This window comes from Aquabacter albus (assembly GCF_040049275.1).
Classification (GTDB): domain Bacteria; phylum Pseudomonadota; class Alphaproteobacteria; order Rhizobiales; family Xanthobacteraceae; genus Aquabacter.
The window spans coordinates 461,224-485,022 of the sequence record NZ_JBDZDT010000002.1 but is presented as its reverse complement, the minus strand read 5'-3'; the positions used below and the strand labels follow the sequence as shown (position 1 = coordinate 485,022).

Sequence of the window (23,799 nt, the reverse complement as noted above, 5' to 3'; positions counted from 1 at the left end):
CAAGACAGGCGCCCCACCGGGCGCCTGTTTCATTTTGGATTGATTCTTAAGCTCTTTTCGCAGCGCGACAATTGGGCTACGCAGAGGCGCGTTCGGCTGCGCCAAGCTGCGGCCGGATGTCAGCCGCAGTGCTCTGGGGATAGGAGAGGCTCGTGACTGATGAAACGTCCCACCATGGCCATGACCATTCTGAAGGTCCCGGCTGCCGTGACATCTCCCATCTCGTAGAGGGTATCCGCCGCTTCAAGGCGCGGTTCTACGAGCAGTCGCCATCGATGATGAAGCTCCTGGCGGAAAGAGGCCAGGCGCCGGCCACCCTCATGATCTCGTGCTCTGATTCGCGCGTCGATCCGGCGATCCTTTCCGGCGCCAACCCGGGCGAGCTGTTCGTGGTGCGCAATGTCGCCAATCTCGTGCCGGCTTACCGGCCCGACGACGGCCTCCACGGCACCGGCGCCGCGCTCGAATATGCGGTGCGCGACCTCAAGGTCGATCACATCGTCGTGCTCGGCCACGCCCATTGCGGGGGCATCAAGGCCATGCTCTCTACCGCAGGCGGCGAGCGGCCGCCGCGCGAGTTCGTCACCCCATGGGTGGAGATGGCGCTCAATGCGAGCCGCCTCTACGTCACCGATGAGACGGGCGGGAAGCGGGAAATGCCGCTTGAACACCTGAAGGAAGTGCCCTTCCTCGCCGAGCGGGCCTCCATCCTCGGTTCGCTGAACAATCTGATGACCTATCCCTGGGTCCGCGAGCGTGTGGAGGCGGGAACGCTCCAGCTTCATGGCTGGTGGTTCGACCTCGACAGCGGCGACCTGTGGGCCACCGATACCCCGACCGCCCCGCTCATGCCCGTCACCTGAGCGGGCGGAGGAGCATGCGCAAACCGGAAAACCTCGTCTACGGTGTAGACGACCTGCCACCGGCGCGCGTGGCGTTCTTCGCCGCGCTCCAGCAGGTGGCCTTCCTGGTGGCCCTCCTCGCGGTTCCCGGGGTCGCCGCCGCGCGGCTCCACTTGTCCGATCAGGACTTCTACAACCTTTCCGCGACGACCCTGTTCTGCTCCGGCGTCGTGGTGATCCTCCAGGGCTTCGGGCGCTTCGGGATCGGCTCCCGGCTGTTCTATCCGCTCCAATGCACCACCGCCGCGATTCCTGCGCTGCTCTACGCCAATTCGGCCGGGCTCAATCTCGCCCAGAATTTCACCATGGTGGCGGTGATCGGGATCACCCAGTTCCTGTTCTCCTTCGTCATCGTGCGCCTGCGCGGCATCTTCACCATGGAGGTGGCGGGCCTCGCCGTGTTCCTCATCGGCGTGGGTCTTGGCCAGCAGGGCCTGGTCCTGATCCTCGATGTTCCCGAGGAGCTGACCGATGCGGTTGCGCATGTAGGCGTGACGGGGCTGACGCTGGCGACCCTCATCTTCCTCCACGTCTATGTCGCCAACCGGCTGCGGCTTTTCACCAATCTCATCGGCCTTGCGGTGGGCCTCGGCGTCAGCGCGGCCGCCGGCCAGCTGGATCCTTCCGACGTCGCTCTCTTCTACCGCGCGCCCTGGATCAGCTTCCCCGTCCCCCCGGTGTTCGGCTGGGACTATCAGGTCGGCGCCATCGTCCCCTTCGTCATCACCGGCTTCGTCTTCGCCCTCACCTCCATCGGCGTGCAGACCATCGCCCAGCGCAACAATGACCGCGACTGGAAGGCGCCGGACCTCGTCGCCATCAGCCGCGGCGTGCGGGCGGAGGGGGTGATGCATCTGTTGGCGGGCTTCTTCAATGCCTTGCCCATGGTGGCCTCGGGCGGCGCCGTGGCGCTGGCGGCGGCGTCGGGCTGCACCGCGCGGACCCTCGCCTTCTGGACCGGCGGCCTCCTCATCCTGTTCAGCGTGCTGCCGAAGTTCATCGGCTTCTGGTTCCTGATGCCGGACTCGGTGACCGGCGCGCTGTTCCTGTTCCTCGCCACCTTCACCACGGTGAACGGCATCCAGCTCGTCGCCAGCCGCGTGCTCGATTCACGCAAGGTCCTGGCCCTCGGCATGGGCTTCGTCACCGCCATCGCCTATGAGCCGGTGCGGGCCCTCCTCGAAGGGCATGTGCCGGAGCTGCGCCTCGTCACCTTCTCGGCCTTCGCGGTGTCGATGCTCGTCACGGTCGCGCTCCTCGCCGTGTTCCGCATCGGCGTCACCCGCCGGGTGGTGAAGCGCTTCCCGGCCCACATGGCGTCGCACAACGAGGTGGCGGACTTCCTGGAATCCGAGGGCGCGCGATGGGGCGCGCGGGTGGATGTGGTCCAGCGCGGCGCCCATGTGGCTTGGCAGGCCATCGACCTCATCGGACGGGATTTCGTCGATCCGGAGAAGCCGGTCATCGAGGTGGCGACCAGCTATAACGACATCATGCTGGACGTCATCCTGCGCTATGAGGGCACCGCTCCCTCGCTGGCCACCAAGCCGCCCACGGCCGAAGAGCTGATGGAGCAACCCGACCTCGCCCAATCGCTGACGGGCTTTCTCCTGACGCGCCTCGTGCCGGACTTCCGCATCCAGCGCACCGGCACGATGTGGGAGCTGCATTTCCGCCTGAACGTCTGAGCTTTGCAGCGTTTTCCCCCATGCGGCTATGCTGGGCCATTGCTTTGAGGGATATGCCATGCCGCATCGCGCCTACCACGACTTCGCCGCCTATAATGAATGGGCGAACGCGCGCCTCTACGATGCCGCCGCCCGGTTGCCCGACGCCGATTACCGCCGCGATTGCGGAGCCTTCTTCCGCTCGGTCCATGGCACGCTGAACCACCTCCTCGTCACCGACCGCATCTGGATGGACCGCTTCATGCGGTTCAACTGCCCGGCGCCGGCCCTGGACACCATCCTGTTCGAAGAGCTGTTCGCCCTGCGCAACGCCCGCACGGCGGAAGACACCCGCATCCGCGCCTTCGTGGAAATCCTGGATGAGACCGAGCTCGAAGCGGTGATCACCTATACCAACAGCTCGGGGAAGGCCTTCTCCCAGACGCTGTGGAGCGCGCTCGACCATTTCTTCAACCACCAGACCCACCATCGCGGCCAGGCGCACGCCCTTCTCTCCCTCATCGCCGGCAGGGACGCCGCACCATCGCTGGACATGATCGTGTTCCAGCGGGAAAAGCCAACCGAAGGCTGACGCCTCAATCCTTCCCCAATGTGCCCGCTGACGCTTGGGAGCGGTGGCGCCGGCGCGGCGGGACAGGTATGAAAAAAGCCCATGCACGCTCCTCCCTCCCCGCCCAGCCGCCGGCGCAGCATCGCCATCGCGCTTCTGGTGGCGGGCGCCTTCTTCATGGAAAACCTGGACGGCACGGTCATCACCACCGCCGTGCCTGATATGGCGCGCACGTTCGGGGTCGCGCCCATCGCGCTGAATGTGGGCGTCAGCGCCTATCTTCTGACGCTCGGCGTGTTTATCCCCATCAGCGGCTGGGTGGCCGACCGGTTCGGCTCGCGGCGGGTGTTCGCCACCGCCATCTTCATCTTCACCTTCGCGTCCCTGCTCTGCGGCCTTGCCCAGGGGCTCACGGAATTTGTCCTGCTGCGCATCCTCCAGGGCATTGGCGGGGCCATGATGGTGCCCGTGGGGCGCTTCGTGGTGCTGCGCACGACGCCCAAGGAACGGCTCATCGCCGCCATCGCCACCCTCACCTGGCCGGCGCTGGCCGCGCCGGTGCTGGGTCCGCCAGTGGGCGGCTTCATCACCAACTACGCCTCCTGGCGCTGGATCTTTTATCTCAACCTGCCGCTCGGTCTCATCGCGCTCGTCGCCGCTTTGATCCTGATCCCGCGCGATGACACCCATACGCGGCGCCCGTTCGACTGGCTGGGCTTCCTGCTCACCGGCACCGCCCTGTTCAGCCTCCTGTGGACCGCGGAGACGCTCGGCCAGCCCGATGCGGAATGGACCTTGGCGGGCGTCACCTTCATCATCGGCGCCGTGCTGCTGGCTTTTGGCATCCGCCATCTCAGGCGCACGCCCCATCCCATGATCGAGCTTTCCGCCATGCGGGTGCCGACCTTCGGCGTGACCATGCGGGGCGGCTCCATCTTCCGCATGGCCATCGGCGCCGTACCGTTCCTTCTGCCGCTCATGTTCCAGGTGGGCTTCGGGCTCGACGCCTTCCAGTCCGGCCTGCTGATGATGGCGGTGTTCGCCGGCAACCTCCTGATGAAGCCCGGCACGACGCCGATCCTGCGCCGCTTCGGCTTCCGCCGGGTGCTGATCGTCAACGGCCTCATCAACGTGGCCGCGCTCGCCTCCTGTGCCCTGTTCACGCCGACGACGCCCGTGCCGGTGATCGCCGCCATCCTGTTCCTGGGCGGCCTCACGCGCTCCATGCAGTTCACCGCATTCAACACCATCGCCTTTGCCGATATCCCGCAGGAGCGCATGAGCGCCGCCAACACCCTGTTCTCCACCGCCTTCCAGATCGCCATGGGGCTCGGCATCGCGCTTGGCGCCATCGCCGTGCGCCTGGGCGGCGTCCTGGTGGAGGCGGCCGGTCTCGCCGGGGCACCGGCCGCCAGCTATCGCGCCGCCTTCCTCATCGTCGCGCTGGTCTCATTGCTGGCTCTCTATGACAGCATCCGGCTCGATCCCTCGGCCGGCGACCACATCGCACGCAAGCCCAAGCCCTCAGACACAAAGCCCGCCGGGACGGCGCCTGCGGAAAGCAAGCCTCTCACGACCGCGTCAGGCAAATAGGGGGAACGGGTCATGGACCTTCAGGGAAAACGGGTGCTCGTCGTCGGCGGCAGTTCCGGCATCGGTTTCGGCGTAGCAGAGGCGGCGCAGGCGCGAGGCGCCCACGTCACCATCGCCTCCCGTTCGCTCGCGAAGGTGGAAGGCGCCCTCTCCCGCCTCGGCGATGGGGCGGTGGGCGAAGTGCTCGATACGGGCGATGAGCCCGGCATCGAAGCCTTTTTCTCCCGGCATGCGCCGTTCGACCATGTGGTGGTCTCGGCCTCCCAGACCAAGGTTGCCGCCGTGCGCGAGCTGCCGCTCGCCGACGCCTGCCAGTCCATGAACTCGAAATTCTGGGGCGCCTACCGCATCGCCCGCGCCGTGCGCATCGCGCCCGGCGGCTCGCTCACCCTGGTCTCCGGCTTCCTCGCCATCCGTCCCCGCAAGGGCGCAGCCATCCAGGGCGCCATCAACGGCGCTGTGGAGGCCCTCACCAAGGGCCTCGCGCTGGAATTCGCCCCTGTACGCGTGAACTGCGTCTCTCCCGGCCTCGTGGCCACGGAGATGTTCGCCGGCCTTGCCGGCGACAGCCGGCAGGCCATGTTCGAGAATGCCGCGGCCCGCCTTCCCGCCGGCCTTGTGGGCCTGCCCGAGCATATCGCCGTGCAGGTGCTGGCCTTCATGGCCAATCCCTACATGACGGGCAGCGTCGTCTATCTGGACGGCGGCGGCGCCATCGCCTGAGGCGCCCTCAGGGCTGCACGAGCGAGAGATAGGGCGCGATCGGCTTCTGCGACGCGCCCACCATGGCCGGCGCCTGCCGCCGGATGGGCTTCAGGCTTTTGATGTAGGTGCCGAGCGCCAGGGCGTCCGCATCGGTCAGCTTCGCATAGTTCGGCCAGGGCATGACCGGAACCAGCATCCGCCCATCGGGGCGCTCGCCGGTGCGCACGGCCTTGGCAATGTCCTTCTCGCTCCAGGTTCCAAGGCCGGTTTCCCGGTCCGAGGTGAGGTTCGGCGGGTAGAAGACACCGAGGCCGGGCACCTGGAAGCCGACGTCGGAGCCGGCAAGATGCAGCGCGTGGTCCGGCTTGCCCACAAGCGCACCGGGCGTGTGGCATCCGCCACAATCCATGATGGTCGCAAGATACTGGCCGCGCTTCACGCGCTCCTGCGGGGTCTGCGCCTCGGCGATGCTGCTTCCACCCACGACACCGACCGCGACAGTCGCTGCAAGAGTCACCGATCTGCGCATAGCTCCGCTCCCTCGCCTCCCCAGTGGTTTGGATATTTTTCCACCTCCAACAAACATCCACCAGCGCGCGGATGGCCAATTCCTCTTTCGGCGGAGGCTACGGCGCACCTGGGTAAGACGCGGAATGCAACGTCACGAAACCCTTGACGCGCACCAAAGGACAACCAAAGAAGGAGCACGCGGGGGCGACTGGATGGGGCGCACGGCGCCGGGATGGCCGGAAAGCGGAAAAGCGACGGGGGTAAAGTGCGGAAAATCGCACAAGCTTAAGGTGCGCAAGGGCCTCCCGCCCTTTAGAATACGCGCCATAGTGTCGCTTGCTGGCTGGCTAAGCTAAAGCACTGTGTTCATTGCGGAAGGCGCCGGAAAGGGTTTGACCGGCCTGGACTGTAAAAGGAATGGAATCACAATGCCGTCCAGTGCGTAGCCCAACACCTTCATAGATTTGGATATTTCTGTTCAGCTCAATATTTCACCTTCGTCATAGGCACGTCACAAACAAGCGACGTCCAACATTGGAGGATGCCAGCCTCGGCAGCCGAATTCTCAAGCGGTAGCTTAACCTTATCCGCCTGCGAATCACGACAGCCCTGCGCAAGCATTTACCGTATGGTATCAAGAAAAGGCTTCAAGCACGCCGACGGGGGTTGGTCCCACATGTCCGTTGTAAATGACGACCTGAACGACACATGGGTCGGTCACGCGCTCCTGGACACGAGCGCGAACCTGCAGAAGCAAAAATCTGTCCCGAAGCGGTTCACCAGCGGGCTCTACGTTCCAGCGCTGACCGGCATGATCATTGCGGCGGTGCTCGCCATCCAGGGTTTCATGCTGTGGCAATCGCGCCAGGAAGCGTGGAACAGCGCCGTGCGCTCCGGCGAAAACGTCATGCATGCCCTGTTGGACGCGGTCGATCAGAAGCTTGCCAGGGTCGAGTTCTCGGTGACCGCCGCCCAGGTCTCGCTGGAGAGCGGCGAGCTGGACGGCCTTTCGCCGCGACAGCGCGACCTCTTCCTTTTTGACCGGACGCCCTCCGCGGACCTCATCAATTCGATGATGGTGATTTCCCGGCGCGGCGAGGTCGTCATTGAATCTGGCGACGCCAGCCTGTCGACCCTGAGCCTCTCCGACCGCGACTACTTCCTCGCCCATGTGAGGAAGAATGCCGGCACGTATCTGAGCCCGCCCTTCCGCAGCCGCTTCAAGGGCGGGGATCCAAGCGTCGCCATGAGCCGTCGCTTGTCCAGCCCCGACGGCTCCTTCAACGGCGTGGTGATGGCGTCCCTCCGGCTCGCTTACTTCCGCACCCTGTTCGACAATGTGAAGCTCGGCCCCAACAGCATCATATCGCTGATAGGCCTCAACGGCTCCATTCTCATGCGCTCCCCCTCGACCGACGGCGAGGGCAATATCGGCATGGACCTGAACCGCCAGCCCGTCTTCGAGCGAATGCTGACCTCGAACTCTCCCTTCGTGGGAACGGCGAGCGTCGACGGCAAGGACCGCTTGTACATCTTCGGCCGCGTCGGGTCGTTTCCGCTCCTCCTCTCCGTCGGCCTGTCCATCGACGACATCTATGCGGAGTGGAACCGGCAGGCGATCGTCTTCGGCTCATTGACGCTCGCCTTCTGCGTCGCCCTCGTCTTCCTGGTGCGCGGGCTCCAGCTCGGCCTCATCCGCAGCACGCAGATGGAGCAGTTGCTGAAGACCATGTCGCTCACCGACGTCCTGACCGGCCTGCCCAACCGCCGCGCCTTCGAGGAGCGGTTCGACAGCGAATTCCGGCGCATGGCGCGCGAAGGCACGCAGATGGCCCTGCTGCTGATCGATGTGGATCATTTCAAGGCCGTCAACGACAGCCACGGCCACCTGACAGGGGACAAATTCCTGCGCATGCTCGCCCGGCAGATCCAGCGCTCCGCCGTGCGGCCCGGCGACGTAGCGGCGCGCTTCGGCGGCGAGGAGTTCACGGTGCTCCTGCCGAGCACCGATGTGAAAGGCGCCATGTACATTGCCGAGCGCATCCGCACGGACATCGAGCGGACGTCCATTTCCCTCGAGACCGGGCTGCGCGTGGGCACCACGGTCAGCATCGGGATCGTGACGGCCCAGCCCGGCACGCGCGGCAGCCCGAACGATCTGCTCAAGCTCGCCGACGACGCGCTCTATGAAGCCAAGGCCAGCGGCAGGAACCGGGTGGTGTGGCGGGAAAGCGCCGCCGCGGCGGGAAGCGAGCCGTCGGATGCCGCGGCCAGCTCCGATCCGTCCGCGCAGGAAGCGGCTTAGGCATTCCCTTCCCGGCCCGGTCTTCATCAATCACGTGCGAGGGCCGTCCTTTTTAGCTCCGGGGACATAATGAACCTTGCTTTGTATCGCAGCCACGGCGCGCTCTTCCTGGCGGTGTTCCTGGACATTTTATCGTTCGGGCTGATGTATCCGCTGATCGTCGGCCTGTTCGACGGTCCGGGATTTTCCGGCGCGGTGGCCAATGCCAACCGCGATACGCTCATGGCGCTTGCCTTCTCCCTGTTTCCCATCGGCGCATTCTTCGGCTGCTCGCTCCTGGGGGATCTCTCCGATGCCCTCGGGCGCCGCAGGACCCTTGTCGTGTGCATGGCGGGCCTGTCGGCGGCCTATGGCCTGATGTGGCTGTCGCTGGAGACGGATCATCTCTGGCTGTTCTTCGCCGGGCGCATGCTAGCAGGGCTGATGTCCGGCACCGCGCCCATCGCGCAAGCCAGCATGGTGGACGCGGTGCCGGCCGAGCAGCGCGGCGACGCCATGGCCCAGATCACGGTGGTCAACACCGTGGGCCTCATGGCCGGCCCGGCCATTGGCGGCGTGCTCGGCCATTACGACTTCCGCTTCCCCCTCGGCTTCGCCCTGATCCTGTGCGCGTTCAACGCCGTGATGCTGGCGCGGGCGCGGTTCGGCGAAGAGACGCGCCGGCGCGCCTTCCATTTCGACTGGCGTCAGCCCTTCCTGCTGTTCGCCCGCCTGAAGGACCGGCCTCTGGCGATCCCGCCGCTCTTCGCCTTCTTCCTGTTTCAGCTAGGTTTCCTCATCTACTACACCTTCATCCTCGTGGTGATGCAGCGCGACCATGGCTTCAGCACCGCGCAGATCGGCCTGTTCTCGGTGGTGATGGGCGTCGGCTTCATGCTCGGCTCCGCCATGGGCTACGCCCCCGTTTCGCGCTGGCTGAAGCAGGAGCGGCTGATCGCGGTGCTCGGCACCTCCCTGTGCGGCGGGCTCCTGCTGTTCACCGCCCTCCCCGTGAGCGCGCCCGCGCAGGTGGCGCTGGCCCTGGCCATCTGCATCACCAACGTGTTCGCCTATGTGTCGCTGCTGTCCGCCGCCTCGGGGGTGGTGGATGAGACCGAGCGCGGCTGGCTCCTGGGCCTCTCCGCTGCCAGCGTCGCGGTCTGCGTCTTCATTTCCGGCCTCCTCACCCAGTTTCTCAGCTTGGTCCCGGCCAATATCTTTCTGGCCGCCGGCGGCGTCCTCGTGCTGCTCGCCGTCCTGCCGGCCCTCGCCATCAAGAGCGGCGCCGAGCCTGAGAAAGGCGCGGCGGAGGCCGAAGACATGGCCTGATCGTTCGTTGGTGCCGCGCCTGCCGTTCACCTGTGGACGGCAGGCGCCGTTCAGAGACGAGTCCTTGGCATCACCGCACTTTTCGCGCGTGATATCGGGTGCAACCTGAACTGGTGGCCGCGCGCGGCCGCTTTCATGTGCGAGAGGTGTTCGGCGCAATCGTGGAAACACATATCGCCCGCCGCCGGCAAGGCCTCCCCGCGTGGGCGGGGAGATGGCGCAAGATGGAGGTCGTCCTGACGGCACTGACGGCGGCGCTCATGGCGGCGCCGGCCTTTGGTGCGCAGCCAGTGCTGCCCCTTCCCATGGAGACGGCGGCGCGCGGGTTTATCGAGCCGCCACCGGCCCAATATCGCCATAAGCCGAAGGTCCCGGTGCGGATCAGGATATTCCCGGCCCATCAGGTGAACGAGAAGTGCGGCGCAGCCTTCGAACGCGTTCTGTTCGGGCGCACCTTCAATCACCACAATGCCTGCGCCGTCCCGCTTGCACGCAGCTGCATCCTCTACATGCCGCCGGACGATGGCTCCCAGTGGTGGCGGGACCTGCTCGAACACGAGACCGCGCACTGCAACGGGTGGAGGCACTGATTCGAGCGCCGAAGATCTTCTCCACCTGCTGTGGCAGCTCAGCCGGGCCTGAAGGGCCGATACGGCTCAGTTTGTCGGACGAGCGCACGCCCCCGCCGGGTTCCTATGGGGAATCCGTGGCCGGGTCGGACGAAATCTCATCTGGAAGATGAAAGCGGCTTGCCGCCGCCAATGGCGCACTCAGCGCCCCGCCCGCTGCACATCCCGGCGAGAGCCGGAGATCCATCTGCAATAACGGGCTGAAAAGAGTGGTGCCCAGGAGAGGACTCGAACCTCCACGGTGTTACCCACTGGTACCTGAAACCAGCGCGTCTACCAATTCCGCCACCTGGGCCCACGCCGCTCCGAGGAACGGCGGGAGGCGTCACATAAGGGAGCAGGTCATAGCTTGTCAACGGCCCCCGCGCGCCGCCCAAAGGAAAAACGGCGGCGCGGGGGTTTAGTGAAGGCTCAGCCCTGGTTGAAGTCCGGCGTCCGCTTCGCGATGAAGGCGGCCATGCCCTCCTTCTGATCCGCAAAGGAGAACTGGGACTGAAACACCCGGCGCTCGAAGCGGATGCCCTCGGCAAGGCTGGTCTCGAAGGCGCGGTTGACGCTTTCCTTGGTCTGCATGGCCACGGGCAGCGACATGGCGGCGATGGCGGTCGCTACCTTCAGCGCCTCGTCCAGAAGCTCCGCCGCCGGGATGATGCGCGAGACCAGCCCGCAGCGCTCCGCTTCCACCGCGTCCATCATGCGCCCGGTGAGGCACATCTCCATGGCCTTGGACTTGCCCACGAAGCGCGCCAGGCGCTGGGTGCCGCCGGAGCCGGGCATCACGCCCAGGCGAATCTCCGGCTGGCCGAAGCGCGCGGTGTCGGCGGCGAGGATGAAGTCGCACATCATGGCGAGCTCGCAGCCGCCGCCCAGCGCCACCCCGGCCACCGCCGCGATGATGGGCTTGCGGGTGCGCGACAGGCGCTCCCACGAGGTGATGAAATCATCCAGATAGGTGTCGGGATAGGTGAAGTTCTGCATCTCCTTGATGTCCGCCCCGGCGGCGAAGGCGCGCTCCGAGCCGGTGAGGACGAGGCAGCCGATGGACCGGTCCGCTTCCAGGGCGTCGAGGGCGGCGGAGAGGTCGCGCACCAGCTGCGTGTTGATGGCGTTCATGGCCTGGGGCCGGTCGAACCGGATGAGGCCCACGCCGCCGTGGATCTCCACCTTCACCGTCTCATACGTCATCTTCTGCCTCCCGAAGGGCTGGGCGCCTCGCTTTATGGGTGCTCTCTAGCATCCCCGGCGATGGCCGCCCATGGTCCCTTCGCAGGCTCAGCGCTGGCAGACCGGGCAGAAGAAGGTGGAGCGGGCGCCCTGGACGATGCGCTGCACCCGGCCCTTGCAGCGATAGGTGGGACAGGGCTGGTCCTCGCGGTCATAGACGCGGAAGGAATGCTGGAAATAGCCCAGTTCGCCGTCCACCCGACGATGATCGCGCAGGCTTGACCCGCCGGCCTGGATGGCTTCCCTCAGCACGTCGCGGATGGCCACCACCAGCCGCTCGGCCCGCTGCGTCGGCGCGCCGGCCTTGGTGGCGAGGGTGGAGGCGAGGCGGCGGGGGGACAAATGCGCCCGGCTCAGCGCCTCGCAGACATAGATGTTGCCGAGCCCGGCCACCACCTTCTGGTCGAGAAGCGCGGCCTTCAGGCTGGTGCGCCGGCCCGCCAAGGCCTGGGCGAGATGGGCCGCGCTGAAATGGTTGCCCAGCGGCTCCGGCCCGAGATTGCGCAGCAGAGGGTGGCTGTCGAGGCGGTCATAGGGCACCAGCAGGATGGCCCCGAAGCGCCGGGGATCGTTGAAGGTGACGGTGGCGCCGCTGGCAAGGTGGAACACCACATGGTCGTGCGGCCCCGGCGCCCCGCGCGGGTGGTGGAAGGCACCCGGCCGCGTGCTGCCCTGCCAGCCCTCGATGCGGATGGAACCGGACATGCCGAGATGGAGGATGAGCACCTCGCCCCCGTCCAGATCCGCGAGCAGATACTTCGCGCGGCGGCCCACCGCCTCGATGCGGCGGCCGGCGAGCCGGTCGGCGAACTGGTCCGGCAGCGGCCAGCGCAGATCCGGGCGCCGCGCCTCGGCAGCTTCAATGACGGCGCCCTGAAGTACGGGCATGAGGCCGCGGCGGACAGTCTCCACCTCGGGCAGTTCGGGCATCTGGTCCTTTAACTCCGTGGCGCCTTCCGAATCGGAAGCACCGGCCTGATTCATGACGTGTTGATGAAGCTAACGACGCAACCGTCCCGCGCAAGATGGATTTCTCGCGATGTCCACCGAGGGTAAAAAAGCGGGGAAAAGCGGCTCCGTGAGGGCGAGTAAAATAGTTGGCTAATAATTACGCTGAAGCCATCATGCCTGGGCTTGGCGCGGCCATTTCACGACGACGAAGGGAGATCCCGGGTCAGGCCCGGGGATGACGGCGGAAAAGCTACTCCGCCGCGCCCGGCAAGGTGAGGCCGAACAGGCCGCCGCGCGGCTCTGCCGGCGGGGCCACAGCCTCGGCCTTGGGCGGGGATTGCGGCAGATCCTCAAACTCAAGCTGCTCCAGCCGCATGCCTCGCTTCGCGATCTTGTCGGCGGAGACGAGCACCTTGGAGACGTCGTCGCCCACCTGCCCGAAATGCTTGGAAAGATCGCCCACGCGGTCGCGCAGCCGGGTCACGTCGGCCACCAGAGCACCCACCTCGGCGCGGATGCGGTCGGCCTGCTCGCGCATGCGCGCATCCTTGGAGATGGCCTGCACCACCTGGATGGCGAGCATGAGCAGCGAGGGCGAGACGATGACCACCCGCGCGCGGAAGGCACGCTGGATCACCTCGTCGAAGCTCTCGTGCAATTCGGCATAGACGGATTCGGAGGGCACGAAGATCAGCGCGATATCCTGCGTCTCCCCCGGCACCAGATACCGCTCCGCCACGTCGTTCACATGCTTCATCATGTCGGTGGTGAGACGGGACGCCGCCGTCTTCTTCGCCTCCGGCGTCGGCGCCTCGCGGAACGCGGTCACCGCCTCCAGAGGGAATTTGGCATCCAGCAGGAGCGGCCGGGGATCACCGGGCAGGAACACGGCGCAGTCCGGCCGCTTGCCGTTGGACAGCGTGTATTGGAACACGAAACTGTCCTTGGGCAGGCCGTCGGAGACGATGGCCTCCATCCGCGCCTGCCCGAAGGCGCCGCGGGCCTGCTTGTTGGAGAGCGTCTCGCGCAGCGAGACCACTTGGCTGGAAAGGTCGGTAAGGCTCTTTTCCGCCTTCTCCACCATCACCAGCCGCTCGGCGAGCTTGGTCAGGCTCTCATGGGTCGCGCGCGCGGCGGTGGAAAAGCTCTCGCCCAGGCGGTGGGACGTGGAATCGAGCCGTTCGGAGACCGCACGGGCCAGCTCGCTCTGCCGTTGGGCGAGGACCTCCCCCATATTCTGCACCCGGCCCGTGGTCTCGGCCTGGCTGCGGGCAAGATCGCGCAGCCGCACCTCCATCTCGCGGGCATGGGCGGCCATCTCTTCCGCTTCGGCGGCCCGGTCTGCGGCCGCGCGGCGCGCGGACAGGGTCATGAGCCCGAGCAGGAGCAGCGCGGCGGCGGCGCAGGCGGCCAGCGCCTCGCCCGTGGAGACAGCCAAAGAGCCAATTTGGAACAGAACGTCGCTCATTCTCCCTCCTTAGCCGATTCCGCGCCACGAACAAAGAGCGAACATGTTGACCCTGCGCGCGCCATCGCCTATCTGCCAAGCATGGCCATTCGTCCCATCCTCATCATCCCCGAGCCGAAGCTGCGGCTGATCTGCGCCCCTGTCGACAAGATCGACGGCGAGATCAGGACGCTGGTGGCCGACATGTTCGAGACCATGTACGACGCGCCGGGCATCGGGCTGGCCGCCCCCCAGGTGGGCGTGCTGAAGCGGGTGGTGACCATCGACATCGCGCGCGAGGACGAGCCGAAGCAGCCGCTCGTGATGATCAATCCGGAGATCGTTGCCGTCTCCGAGGAGAAGTCGGTCTATAGCGAGGGCTGCCTCTCCATCCCGGAATATTACGAAGAGGTGGAGCGGCCCGCCGAGGTCACGGTGCGCTACCAGACCCTCGAACGCGAAACGGTGGAGCAGGTGGCCGCCGGGCTGCTCGCCACCTGCGTGCAGCACGAGATCGACCACCTCAACGGCGTGCTCTTCATCGACCATCTGTCCAAGCTGAAGCGCGACCGGGTCACCAAGAAATTCGCCAAGGCGGCCAAGCGCGAGACCACCGGCTAAGCCGGCGCTTCCCGATACGGAATTAGCAATGCGCATCGTCTTCATGGGCACGCCGGATTTCGCCGTGCCCACCTTCACGGAGATCGTCGCGCGGGGGCATGACGTCGCCGCCGTCTATACCCGCGCGCCGGCGCCCGCCGGACGGCGGGGGCTCGATCTGGTGCCCTCCCCGGTCCATGCGGTGGCGGAGAAGTTCGGCATTCCGGTCTTCACGCCCGCCACGCTGCGTACGGAAGAAGCCGCCGAGCAGATGCGCGGCTTCGAGGCCGACGTGGCGGTGGTGGTGGCTTACGGCATGCTGCTGCCTCAGGCCGTGCTCGACGCGCCCGCGCTGGGCTGCCTCAACCTCCACGGTTCCCTCCTGCCCCGCTGGCGCGGCGCGGCGCCCATCCAGCGCGCCATCATGGCGGGGGACGCGGAAACCGGCGTTGCGGTGATGCGCATGGAAGCCGGGCTCGATACCGGGCCCGTGGGCCTCCTGGAGCGCATCACCATCGGCCCGGACATGACCGCGGGCGAGTTGCACGACACCATGATGGTGCTGGGCGCCGATCTCATGGGCCGGGCGCTCGCGGCGCTGGAGCGTGGCGGGCTCCATTTCACGCCCCAGCCGGAGGACGGTGTCCTCTATGCCCGCAAGATCGAGAAGGCCGAGGCGAAGATCGACTGGTCGCTTCCCGCCCGCGAGGTGCACAACCGCATCCGCGGGCTCTCTCCCTTCCCCGGCGCCTGGTTCCCGCTGGAGGACGGCACGCGGGTGAAAGTGCTGCGCTCCACCGTCGCCCCCGGCAGCGGCGCGCCGGGCACCGTGCTGGAAGGTCTCACCATCGCCTGCGGCGAGGGGGCCCTGCGCCTCACGGACCTGCAGAAAGCCGGCAAGCAGCCCATGGGGGCGGAAGCGTTCCTGAACGGCAATCCTTTGCCCGCCGGCACGCGGCTCGCCTGAGACGCCACGGGATGCCCCGCTACAAGCTCACCATCGAATATGACGGCACGCCCTTCGCCGGCTGGCAGGTCCAGGCCGCGCAGGAGACCGTGCAGGGTGTGCTCGCGGACGCCGTGGAGAAGCTTTCCGGAGAACGGGTCCAGGTGGCGGGCGCGGGGCGCACCGATGCCGGCGTCCACGCCACGGGCCAGGTGGCCCATATCGACCTCACCCGCGACTGGCGGACAGACACCATCCGCGACGGCCTCACCGCCCAGCTCCGGCCCCATCCGGTGGCCATCCTGGCCGCAGAGAAGGTGCCGGACGATTTCGACGCCCGCTTTTCCGCGGTGAGGCGGCATTATCTCTATCGCATCGTCAATCGCCGGCCGGACCTCAGCCTTGACCGCGACCGGGCGTGGCGCATCCCCCAGCCGCTGGATGCGGAGGCCATGCATGCGGCCGCCCAGCGCCTTCTGGGCCGGCACGATTTCTCCACCTTCCGCGCCGCCGAGTGCCAGGCCGCCTCCCCCATCAAGACATTGGACCAGTTGGACGTGAGCCGGGAGGGCACGCAGATCCGCGTCACCACCTCCGCCCGCTCCTTCCTGCACCACCAGGTGCGTTCCATGGTGGGCTCCCTGCTGCGGGTGGGCGAGGGACGCTGGAGCGCGGACGATCTCGCAGATGCGCTCGCCGCCCGGGACCGGACGCGCTGCGGGCCCATGGCGCCGGCGGCAGGGCTCTACCTCACCGCTGTGGATTATTAAGCACACCGGGGAAGAAACGACGCAGCGTCCACGGGGTCCGGAACCATTTCGCGGTTGCGGAATTGCGCTTGTGTACGTGCCGCCCTGGAGGCGAGGCACGTGGGGTGAGAGCGCAATGAACCTCGGTTTTGCATTTCTCGACCGCCGCAGGCGGTCCTTGTTGCAGCAGACGGAAACCATTCAGCCCGAAGACTTTGTTGTCGCGCGCTGGGTGAACGCTGCCCCGTCGGCCTGGGTCTTCTTCGACGGGTCCGAGACCGTGGTGGAGGACAAGGCCGGGGTGCCCACGCTGGTGCCGGGCGGCGCCTTCTTCCTGGACGAGGCCCGTTCCTATTCCAATCCCGAGCAGGCCCAGGCGCAGGCGCAGCGCCTCAACAAGCTCGCGGCCGGCGCAGACGAATCCTGGGTCGCCATCGCGGCGCGGCGCGTCATTGCCGGGCTGAACGGCTTCACGCCCTTGGTGGCCGAGCCGCAGGCGCGCGGCAGGACCTTCTCCCGCTAACGCCCGACCGGCCGCAAACGAAAAGAGGCGGGCCATGGGCCCGCCTCTTTTCGTTTCAGGTCCTGGTGCGGCGCTCAGATGGCGCCGTTGATCCACTGCACCAGCTTCGCCTTCGGGGCGGCGCCCACCTGGCGGGAAGCGATCTTGCCATCCTTGAACAGGAGCAGGGTCGGGATCGACATGATGCCATACTTCGAAGCCGTCTCGGGATTCTCATCCACATTCAGCTTCACGATCTTGAGCTTGTCGCCCAATTCGCCGGACACTTCGTCGAGGATGGGCGCCACCATGCGGCAGGGGCCGCACCATTCGGCCCAGAAATCAACCACCACAGGCTCGCCCGACTTCAGGACGTCCTGCTCGAAGCTCTGATCGGAAACTTTTTCAACTGCCATGGCACACCTCACGGGGTGAACGCGATACGGGAACGTGACCGCAACGTAGGAAGCCCCTCCCCGTCACGTCAAGGCAGGTCGCGGCCTCGTGACGAGAACGGGATCCTTAGCCTGCTTCAAGTTCGGCCAGCGCCGCTGCCAGCCGATGGGGGGGAATCCTGTGGACGAGCGGCCCGCGCGTATAAATGACCATGGCCTCCACGCTGCCGCCGGGCATGGCGCGGCGAAGCGCCGCCGCATAGAGGGCGAGCTGGGAAACATAGGATCCGCCGATATCTGCGGGGTCCGCAGGGGGCACGCGGTCGGTCTTGAAATCGGCCAGCACGACTCGGCCGTCCCGGCGCGCCAGGCGGTCGATGCGTCCCGAGACATCTATCTCACGTCCATCCGGCAGCCTCCAGCGGCCGACAACAGGCACCTCCGCCACGCTGCCGGCGCCGAACAGCTCCGCGATGGGAGCATGGCCGAGCACACCCAGCGCTTCCGCCAGCAATTCCTCGTGGAGCGCCGGGGAAAGGCTGCCCGCCGCCTGCTGCAACAGACGCAGGCCCGCCGCGTGCCAGCTTTCGGGCGGCTGCCCCGGCAGGCCGGCGAGGAGCCGATGCATCAGGTCGCCGCGCAGGATGGGGTCCATGGCGGCCGGAGCAGGCGCAGCCTTGGCTTCTCCCTCCGCGCGCGGCGCGCGGGACGGCCGCAGCCGCAGGCGGGGCGAGGGCGGAGCGACGGCGGACAGGAGGACCGGGCTGGACCGAACTTCGGCCGGTGCCACGTGCGCGCGGGTGCTGGGCGGGAAATGATCCTCTCGCCGCCAACGGAGCACGTCGCCTTCCGCATAAGAAGATGAGACGGTCGTCGCATCTCCCGCCAGCGCGTCATTCACGAGGTCATACCAGCAGCCCTCGGCGCGGGCATGGGGCTTGTCCTTGCCGGCCACGCGGGTTTCGGCGCCGCAGACGATGACCGCATCCTCGGCACGGGTGAGCGCGACGTATAGCAGCCGGCGATACTCTTCGCCCTCGCGCGCCGCAGCCTCCGCCCGCGCGCGGGCAAGGGCCGACGGGTCGTCATCCTTGCGGGCGGCGAGCACGGGCACCAAGGCGCCGTCCTCATCGGCCACCGGCAGAAGGCCGCCCTGGATGCGCGCGCGGGGCGTATCCACCGTGTCGGCGAGGATAACGATGGGCGCTTCCAGCCCCTTGGCGCCGTGGACGGTCATCACCCGCACCTCGTCGCGCCCGCTCTCCATGTCGCGCTTGGTCTCGGCCCCGCCGCGCCGCAGGAAGGCCAGGAACCCCGCCAGCGTCGCCGGCTCGCTGGCCTCATAGGTACGGGCGAGGGCCATGAACTCGTCCAGCACATCGCCCGCCTCGGGGCCGAGCCGCGCCAGCATGGCCCGCCGCCCGCCATCCCGGCCCAGCACGCGGGCATAGAAATCGAACGGCCGCAGCAGCGGCGCCTCCGTGCCCCATTGCGCCAGCCGCTCCAGCGCCCCCGCCCAGCGGGCATCTCCCGCCATGGCGCCGCGCAGCCGCCCGGCCCGGCCGGGGCACAGCGCCATCAGGTCGTCGTCGGTGAAGCCGAAGAGCGGGCTCTTGAGCACCCCCGCCAGCGCAAGGTCATCATCCGGCGAGAGCAGCGCATCGCCCAGCGCCATCAGATCGAGCGCGGCGATGTGGTCGGCCACCACCAGCCGGTCGGCGCCAGCAACCTCCACCCCCGTGGTGCCCTTCAGCGCCCGGATGACGGCCTCGAACAGCTTTCCCCGGCGCCGCACCAGGATCATCACATCCCGCGCCTGCATGGCCCGGCCCTGGCGCGCGGGAATGGCGAGGCGTTCCGTGATGCCCCACTTCACGAAGGCGGCGATGCGGCGGGCGAGGATATTGACAGGATCGTCGGTGGGCACCTCGTCCAGCGGGCGGCGCCAGTCGTCCATCTTGGGCTTGGGCGCGGGCGTGACGGTGGGCCAGATCTCCACCAAAGCCGGCGCATCGGCGCGGATGGCGGCGTGGGGCGGCGGGGCGCCGTCCACCACGAGGCCGGCATGGGCGCTCTCGCGCGCAAAAATCTGGTCCACCGCCTCCAGCACGCCCGGCGCGGAGCGGAAGGAGTGGGGCAGGCTGATGTCGCGGAACGCGTCTTCCCCGGCCGCGCGGGCGACGCGGCCGTGCATGGCGCCGAAGGCGCGCGGGTCGGCGCCCTGGAATGAGAAGATGGACTGCTTCTCGTCGCCCACCACGAACAAGGTGCGGGTGAGCCCCGCGCGGGCGCCCTCCCCCGCGAAGAAGTCCGAGACCAGGCCCTCCACCACCTCCCATTGCCGGGGGCTGGTATCCTGCGCCTCGTCCACGAGCACATGGTCGATGCCCTTGTCGAGCTTCAGGTGCACGAAGGAGGCGGGCACGCGCTTCAGGAGGTTCGCGGTGCGTTCGATGAGGTCGTCGAAATCCAGGAGCCCCCGTGCCCCCTTCGCCGCCTCATAGCGTGTGGCAGCGGCGGCACCGAGGGTCAGCGCCGCCTCGGTGCGCTCCAGGATCGCGGCGGCGCGCAGCGTGTCCATGAGGCCCGCAATGCGCTCCTTCTCCAGATCGAGATGGGCGGTGAGGTCCGGCTCCTGCGCCCGCAGCGCCTTGGTGATGAAGCGGCTGCGCGGTTCACCCTTGTCCGTGAGGAAGACGGAGAGATAAGCGGCGAGCGCCTCGCTCTGGTGCCGTGCCGCATCGGCGGCGGCCAGCGCGCGGCCGAGATCGGCGTCGGTCTGGCTGCCGCTCATCAGGAAGGCCGCGACGGAGGCCCATTCGCTGCGGGGCAGGTTGTAACTCTCCAGCATCTCCGCCTCGACGCTTCCGCGCGTCGTGCCGGGGGCAAGGCCCAGCACGCGGGCGATACGGGTGCGGCGGCCGGACGTGTCCTCCGCCAGAGGCAGGATCTGCGCCCGCAGCGCCACCGCCGCCTCCAGCAGCGCGTCCACACTGGCATCGCTCCGCTCATCCATCAGCCGCGCGAGCGCGATGCCGAGGGGGCTTTCGGGCTTCTGCGTCGCCTCCACGATCAGCTCGGCGCGGATGCGGGCCATGAGGTCGAGGCGGCCCGCATCGTCCAGCTCGCGGAAGCCGGCGGCGACGCCCGCCTCGAACGGGAAGCGGTGGAGCAGGCCGCCGCAGAAGGCGTGGATGGTCTGGATCTTCAGCCCGCCCGGCGTCTCCAGCGCCGCTGCGAACAGGCGCCGCGCCAGCGCGCGCAGCTCGGGCGTCGGAATCCGACCCTCGGTGCGCAGGATCTCCGCATCGAGCGCGGCATCACCCAGGCTCACCCAGCGCCCGAGAATGGAGAGCACCCGGTTCGCCATGTTGGCGGCCGCCGCCTTGGTATAAGTGAGGCAGAGGATGCGGCCCGGCGGCGTGCCGGCCAGCAGCAGGCGGATCACACGCTGGGCGAGCACATGGGTCTTGCCCGAGCCGGCATTGGCGGACACCCAAGCCGAGCGGCCGGGCGCGGAGGCATCTCCCTGCCGGCGGGTTGCCTCGGCAATGGGGCCGGTTGCGATCTCGCGGGTCATGGGGCGTCCTCCCCGTCGCCGCCGAGGCTCCATTCCTTCACCCGCGCAAGGTGATCGTAATCGCCGAAGCGCCCGCGCCACTGGGGCGCGGCGAGGGAGCGATAGCCCTGGGCCTCGTCATCGAAGGCGGATAGGAGGTCGATCAGCTTGCCATAGACCTCGTCGGCCAATTCGGTGGCAGTCATGCCCTTCGCCACCGCCGCCTTCTCCTGGCCTGGCTCAGCGCCGCCCTTCAGCTCCACATGGAAGAAGTCCTCCACCTTTTCCGGCGGCACCGCCTTGAAGGCGCCGCGCGCCGCCATGGCGGCCTCCAGCGGCAATTGGGGCGAGAGGGAGCGCACCTGCGCGGCGGAAGGCGCCGAGCCGGTCTTATAATCGATGATGGCGAGGCGGCCGTCCTTCAGCACATCGATGCGGTCCGCCTTTGCGGTGAGGCGGAACGACCCGCCCGGCAGCGCCATCTCGTGGGACCCGCCGATTTCCGCCGCCACCCGCCGCACCTTGGCGCGGCGCTCGCGCTCGAATTCCACCACCCAGCCGGCCACCCGCTGGAACCGCGCCCACCACAAGGCATGCTCCGCCGGGAACACGGCGAGCCGCGCAAACGCCTTGCGGCCCAGCGCCAGAAGCTGCTCCAGCGCATCGTCCGGCAGGTGCTCGGGAAAAGCCTTGGCGAAATCGCCCAGCGCATCGTGCAGTGCCGTGCCGCGCTGGGCGCCGCCGGGCGCGGCGTCCAGCGGCTCCAGGGGCTGGAGGTTCAAGACGTGCTTGGCGAAGATGGAATAGGGATCGCGCAGAAAGGTCTCGATCTCGGTGACGGAGAGCTGGCGGGGCCGCAGGGCCAGAGGCGGGGTCGGCGCCGGCTGCGTGACGCGCGGCACGGGGGGCGCCTCGTCCAGCCCGGCGGCAGCCATGCGCCAGGACACGCCGCGCGCGCGCGCCGCTTCCCATCTGTCCTTGCCCGCCACGGTGGCGAGCCGCTGGACGAAGCGCGAAGGCACGCTCTGCGCTCCCTCGACCTTGCCGGGGAAGGTGAGGAACACTTCCGGCGCGGCCACGGCCTGCGCGAAATCGTGGGCGGACAGGCCGATGCGCCGCTCCGGCAGGTCCAGCCCCAGCTCGGCGCGCATGGGGCGGGAGAGCCAGGGGTCGGTGCGGGTCTCGGGCGGCCAGGAACCCTCCACGAGGCCGCCGAGCACGACACGGTCCAGTGTCACGAGGCGCGCTTCCAGGGGGCCGAGGATGCGCACCGGCAGGCCATCGCCAGCAGCCGGGCGCACCATCTCGCCGGAGAGCAGCGCGCCGGTCATGTCGGCATAGTCGGCCAGCGACAGCACCGGCCCGTGTTGTGCGCCGCCGGCGATCTCATCGAAGGCCCGCGCGAGGGCGGCGCGGGCCGCGTCCTCGTCCTCGGGGTCCAGCGAGCCGCCGACTGCCTCCAGCACCGCGCGGTGGGCGGCGACCCGCTCAGTCAAAGGCACCGGCTCCGGCACCAGCGGCGCGAACGCCGCCGCGATGCGCGCGACGAGATCCCGCGCGCGCTCCAGCGCGGCGGCATCCACCCGTCGGCGTGGGTCGAGGCGGTGGAGCGCGTCGCGGTCGAACGCTTCCACGGCCTGCTGCAATCCGGCGATGCCGGTGCGCGGGCGCGGGCCGCGCAGGGCCACCAGTTCCAGCGCCGTCACCGCCTCGCGCTTGTCGTCCGGCGCAAGGCCGAAGGTCGCCAAAGGATGGCTCAGAAGGGCGAACAGGGGCACCGGCGCGCAGCCCTCCGCCGCCGCCCGCACCACGAGCCGGGCGAGGCGGCCCGGCGCGGTCTCGGCCAGGGGCTCGCCGGCGGAATCATCCACCGCCACGCCGAAGCGCGCCAATTCGGCGGCGACGCGGCGGGCGAGATCGCGGTCCGGCGTGATGAGGGCGGCGCGCTCGCCCGGCCGCTCCAGGCTGTCACGGAGCAGGAGCGCGATGGAGAGAGCCTCCTCGCGCGCATCCGCCGCTTCGATCACGCTCACCCGCGACAGGGCCGCGTCCAGCACGGGGATCGTCAGCCGCTCGGGAAGCGAGGCCCAGAGGTCCGTGGTCTCCGACTGCCGCATGGCCTCGCTGATGAGCCGCACCCGCGCGGAGGGAGGTGGGCCGAGCGGCGCGACGTCCCGGCGCTCCGCCTCAAGCGTGCCCAGCAGCCGGGCGAGATTGTATTGGGGATGGTCCGGCGCGCCCGCCGCCGCGTCCGTCACCAGCGCGAAGGCAGCATCCTCCATTTCCAGGTCGAGCCCCGGCAGCACCACGGCGCCCTGGGGCAGGTTGGCGATGGCGGCCAACAGCCGGGCGGTGGCGGGCAGCGAACCGGTGGAGCCGGCGGCGATCACGGGGCCTGCGGCCGTGCCCAGGGTCGAGAGGCGCGCGGCTTCCGCCGCCACCAGGGCATCGCGCCGCTCCGCCGCCTCCACGAGGCCGTTGGCGGAAAGGTGGGCCGCCCACGCCTGGCGCGCGATGCGCACGAAATCGAGGCTCTTGTTGAAGTAGTCGTCGTGCTCTTCGAGGTTCAGCCCATCGAGCCGCCCCCAGTCGATGCGGGCAATGGCCATCTGGTCGAACAGGCTTGCCAGCTCGTCCGCCAGCGCCACGGTGGAGGCCGGCCCCGCCGCCACCGCCTCCTGCCCGTTGGCCCGCGCCAGCGTGTCCCTCCAGCGTTCCACCAGAGCGGTGAGCGCGATGCGCCGGTGGACGGGGGGAACCGCCAGCGGCGCGGTGAGCGGGGAGGCAAGGTCGGAGAAGGCGAGGGCGTCCTCGTCCACATCGCCCAGCGGCACGATGCGCGGCAGCAGCACCGCCTCGCTGCCCATGGTCTCCAGCAATGTCTCCGCGAACAGCCGGCCCGCGCGGCGCGTCGGCAGATAGATGGTGGCGGAGGCCAGCGCGAACGGGTCACCGCGCGGCGCGAAGCCGGGAATGAGCGCGCCGTCCAGCAGCGCCTGCGCCAATGTGGGCAGGAAGGGCGCGGAGGGCGGGATGGTGAAGAGGCGCGTCATGAACCGCTGCGTCATCCTGGGAATCGGCGCGTGGCCAGGGTCACAGGGTAACCCGTGATCTCAGGGCTTGTCCCTGCCTTCATGGCATCGTTGTCCTGGACAAGTGAGAGCGCAGCTCGAACGCAGATCCGGGACCCAGCACAGAAGCCCACCGAAGGTGCTTCAACCCACCATTGCCGCCAC

The 23,799-nt window shown here is 68.2% G+C and carries 19 protein-coding genes and 1 tRNA gene; 12 read left to right on the top strand and 8 right to left on the bottom strand.

The genetic code is table 11. The features are described 5' to 3' along the window. The first annotated feature begins 152 nt into the window (after positions 1 to 152). The 5 genes from ABLE91_RS05240 to ABLE91_RS05220 all read left to right on the top strand — a co-directional run bounded on the left by ABLE91_RS05240 (position 153) and on the right by ABLE91_RS05220 (position 5,456). Positions 153 to 863, top strand: a complete 711-nt coding sequence (locus tag ABLE91_RS05240) for a carbonic anhydrase (RefSeq protein WP_348929047.1) — start codon at positions 153 to 155, stop codon at positions 861 to 863. A gap of 14 nt (positions 864 to 877) precedes the next feature. Then, entirely contained in the window at positions 878 to 2,590 is a 1,713-nt protein-coding gene (locus ABLE91_RS05235; RefSeq protein ID WP_348929046.1) for a solute carrier family 23 protein, read from the top strand. A 58-nt stretch (positions 2,591 to 2,648) separates the two neighbouring features. Continuing rightward, positions 2,649 to 3,161 carry a DinB family protein gene (locus ABLE91_RS05230; RefSeq protein WP_348929044.1) on the top strand — a complete coding sequence of 171 codons (513 nt, stop codon included), beginning with the start codon at positions 2,649 to 2,651 and terminating at the stop codon, positions 3,159 to 3,161. An 81-nt stretch (positions 3,162 to 3,242) separates the two neighbouring features. Then, a complete protein-coding gene (locus tag ABLE91_RS05225) occupies positions 3,243 to 4,733 on the top strand; it encodes an MFS transporter (protein ID WP_348929043.1) in 1,491 nt (496 codons plus the stop codon). Between the two features lie 12 nt (positions 4,734 to 4,745). Then, a complete protein-coding gene (locus ABLE91_RS05220) occupies positions 4,746 to 5,456 on the top strand; it encodes an SDR family oxidoreductase (protein ID WP_348929041.1) in 711 nt (236 codons plus the stop codon). A gap of 7 nt (positions 5,457 to 5,463) precedes the next feature. On the opposite strand, the gene ABLE91_RS05215 is transcribed toward ABLE91_RS05220, so the two are convergent. After that, positions 5,464 to 5,967, bottom strand: a complete 504-nt coding sequence (locus tag ABLE91_RS05215) for a c-type cytochrome (RefSeq protein ID WP_348929039.1) — start codon at positions 5,965 to 5,967, stop codon at positions 5,464 to 5,466. Positions 5,968 to 6,624: 657 nt separating this feature from the next. On the opposite strand from ABLE91_RS05215, the gene ABLE91_RS05210 reads away from it, so the two are divergent. The 3 genes from ABLE91_RS05210 (at position 6,625) to ABLE91_RS05200 (ending at position 10,151) form a co-directional block, all read left to right on the top strand. Then, on the top strand, positions 6,625 to 8,253 hold the full coding sequence (locus ABLE91_RS05210; RefSeq protein ID WP_348929037.1) for a sensor domain-containing diguanylate cyclase: 1,629 nt from the start codon (positions 6,625 to 6,627) through the stop codon (positions 8,251 to 8,253). 69 nt (positions 8,254 to 8,322) lie between these two features. Beyond that, positions 8,323 to 9,561, top strand: a complete 1,239-nt coding sequence (locus ABLE91_RS05205; RefSeq protein WP_348929036.1) for an MFS transporter — start codon at positions 8,323 to 8,325, stop codon at positions 9,559 to 9,561. A 224-nt stretch (positions 9,562 to 9,785) separates the two neighbouring features. After that, entirely contained in the window at positions 9,786 to 10,151 is a 366-nt protein-coding gene (locus ABLE91_RS05200) for a hypothetical protein (protein ID WP_348929034.1), read from the top strand. A 249-nt stretch (positions 10,152 to 10,400) separates the two neighbouring features. Here the strand turns inward: ABLE91_RS05200 and ABLE91_RS05195 are convergent. The 4 genes from ABLE91_RS05195 to ABLE91_RS05180 form a co-directional block, all read right to left on the bottom strand. Continuing rightward, a tRNA-Leu gene (locus tag ABLE91_RS05195) sits at positions 10,401 to 10,485 on the bottom strand. Positions 10,486 to 10,601: 116 nt separating this feature from the next. Further along, positions 10,602 to 11,375 carry an enoyl-CoA hydratase gene (locus tag ABLE91_RS05190; protein WP_348929031.1) on the bottom strand — a complete coding sequence of 258 codons (774 nt, stop codon included), beginning with the start codon at positions 11,373 to 11,375 and terminating at the stop codon, positions 10,602 to 10,604. A gap of 87 nt (positions 11,376 to 11,462) precedes the next feature. Then, entirely contained in the window at positions 11,463 to 12,344 is an 882-nt protein-coding gene (gene mutM / locus ABLE91_RS05185) for a bifunctional DNA-formamidopyrimidine glycosylase/DNA-(apurinic or apyrimidinic site) lyase (RefSeq protein ID WP_348929029.1), read from the bottom strand. 271 nt (positions 12,345 to 12,615) lie between these two features. Next, on the bottom strand, positions 12,616 to 13,833 hold the full coding sequence (locus ABLE91_RS05180) for a DNA recombination protein RmuC (protein ID WP_348929028.1): 1,218 nt from the start codon (positions 13,831 to 13,833) through the stop codon (positions 12,616 to 12,618). Positions 13,834 to 13,914: 81 nt separating this feature from the next. On the opposite strand from ABLE91_RS05180, the gene def reads away from it, so the two are divergent. The 4 genes from def to ABLE91_RS05160 all read left to right on the top strand — a co-directional run bounded on the left by def (position 13,915) and on the right by ABLE91_RS05160 (position 16,630). Then, positions 13,915 to 14,433, top strand: coding sequence for a peptide deformylase (def, locus tag ABLE91_RS05175; RefSeq protein ID WP_348929026.1), 519 nt, complete (start codon positions 13,915 to 13,917; stop codon positions 14,431 to 14,433). Between the two features lie 28 nt (positions 14,434 to 14,461). Beyond that, positions 14,462 to 15,379, top strand: a complete 918-nt coding sequence (fmt, locus tag ABLE91_RS05170; protein WP_348929023.1) for a methionyl-tRNA formyltransferase — start codon at positions 14,462 to 14,464, stop codon at positions 15,377 to 15,379. 11 nt (positions 15,380 to 15,390) lie between these two features. Next, positions 15,391 to 16,128 (top strand): tRNA pseudouridine(38-40) synthase TruA, encoded by a 738-nt coding sequence (truA, locus tag ABLE91_RS05165; RefSeq protein ID WP_348929021.1) that lies wholly within the window; start codon positions 15,391 to 15,393, stop codon positions 16,126 to 16,128. A 160-nt stretch (positions 16,129 to 16,288) separates the two neighbouring features. Next, positions 16,289 to 16,630 carry a hypothetical protein gene (locus tag ABLE91_RS05160; protein WP_348929020.1) on the top strand — a complete coding sequence of 114 codons (342 nt, stop codon included), beginning with the start codon at positions 16,289 to 16,291 and terminating at the stop codon, positions 16,628 to 16,630. A gap of 74 nt (positions 16,631 to 16,704) precedes the next feature. Here the strand turns inward: ABLE91_RS05160 and trxA are convergent, their stop codons facing one another. From trxA to addB, 3 genes are all read right to left on the bottom strand, one after another. Further along, entirely contained in the window at positions 16,705 to 17,025 is a 321-nt protein-coding gene (gene trxA, locus ABLE91_RS05155; RefSeq protein WP_348929019.1) for a thioredoxin, read from the bottom strand. Between the two features lie 106 nt (positions 17,026 to 17,131). Next, positions 17,132 to 20,584: a double-strand break repair helicase AddA gene (gene addA, locus ABLE91_RS05150; RefSeq protein ID WP_348929017.1), complete on the bottom strand. Its 3,453-nt coding sequence runs from the start codon at positions 20,582 to 20,584 to the stop codon at positions 17,132 to 17,134. Further along, on the bottom strand, positions 20,581 to 23,616 hold the full coding sequence (addB, locus tag ABLE91_RS05145) for a double-strand break repair protein AddB (protein ID WP_348929015.1): 3,036 nt from the start codon (positions 23,614 to 23,616) through the stop codon (positions 20,581 to 20,583). The genes addA and addB overlap by 4 nt, the downstream gene beginning before the upstream one ends. Between the last annotated feature and the right edge of the window lie 183 nt (positions 23,617 to 23,799).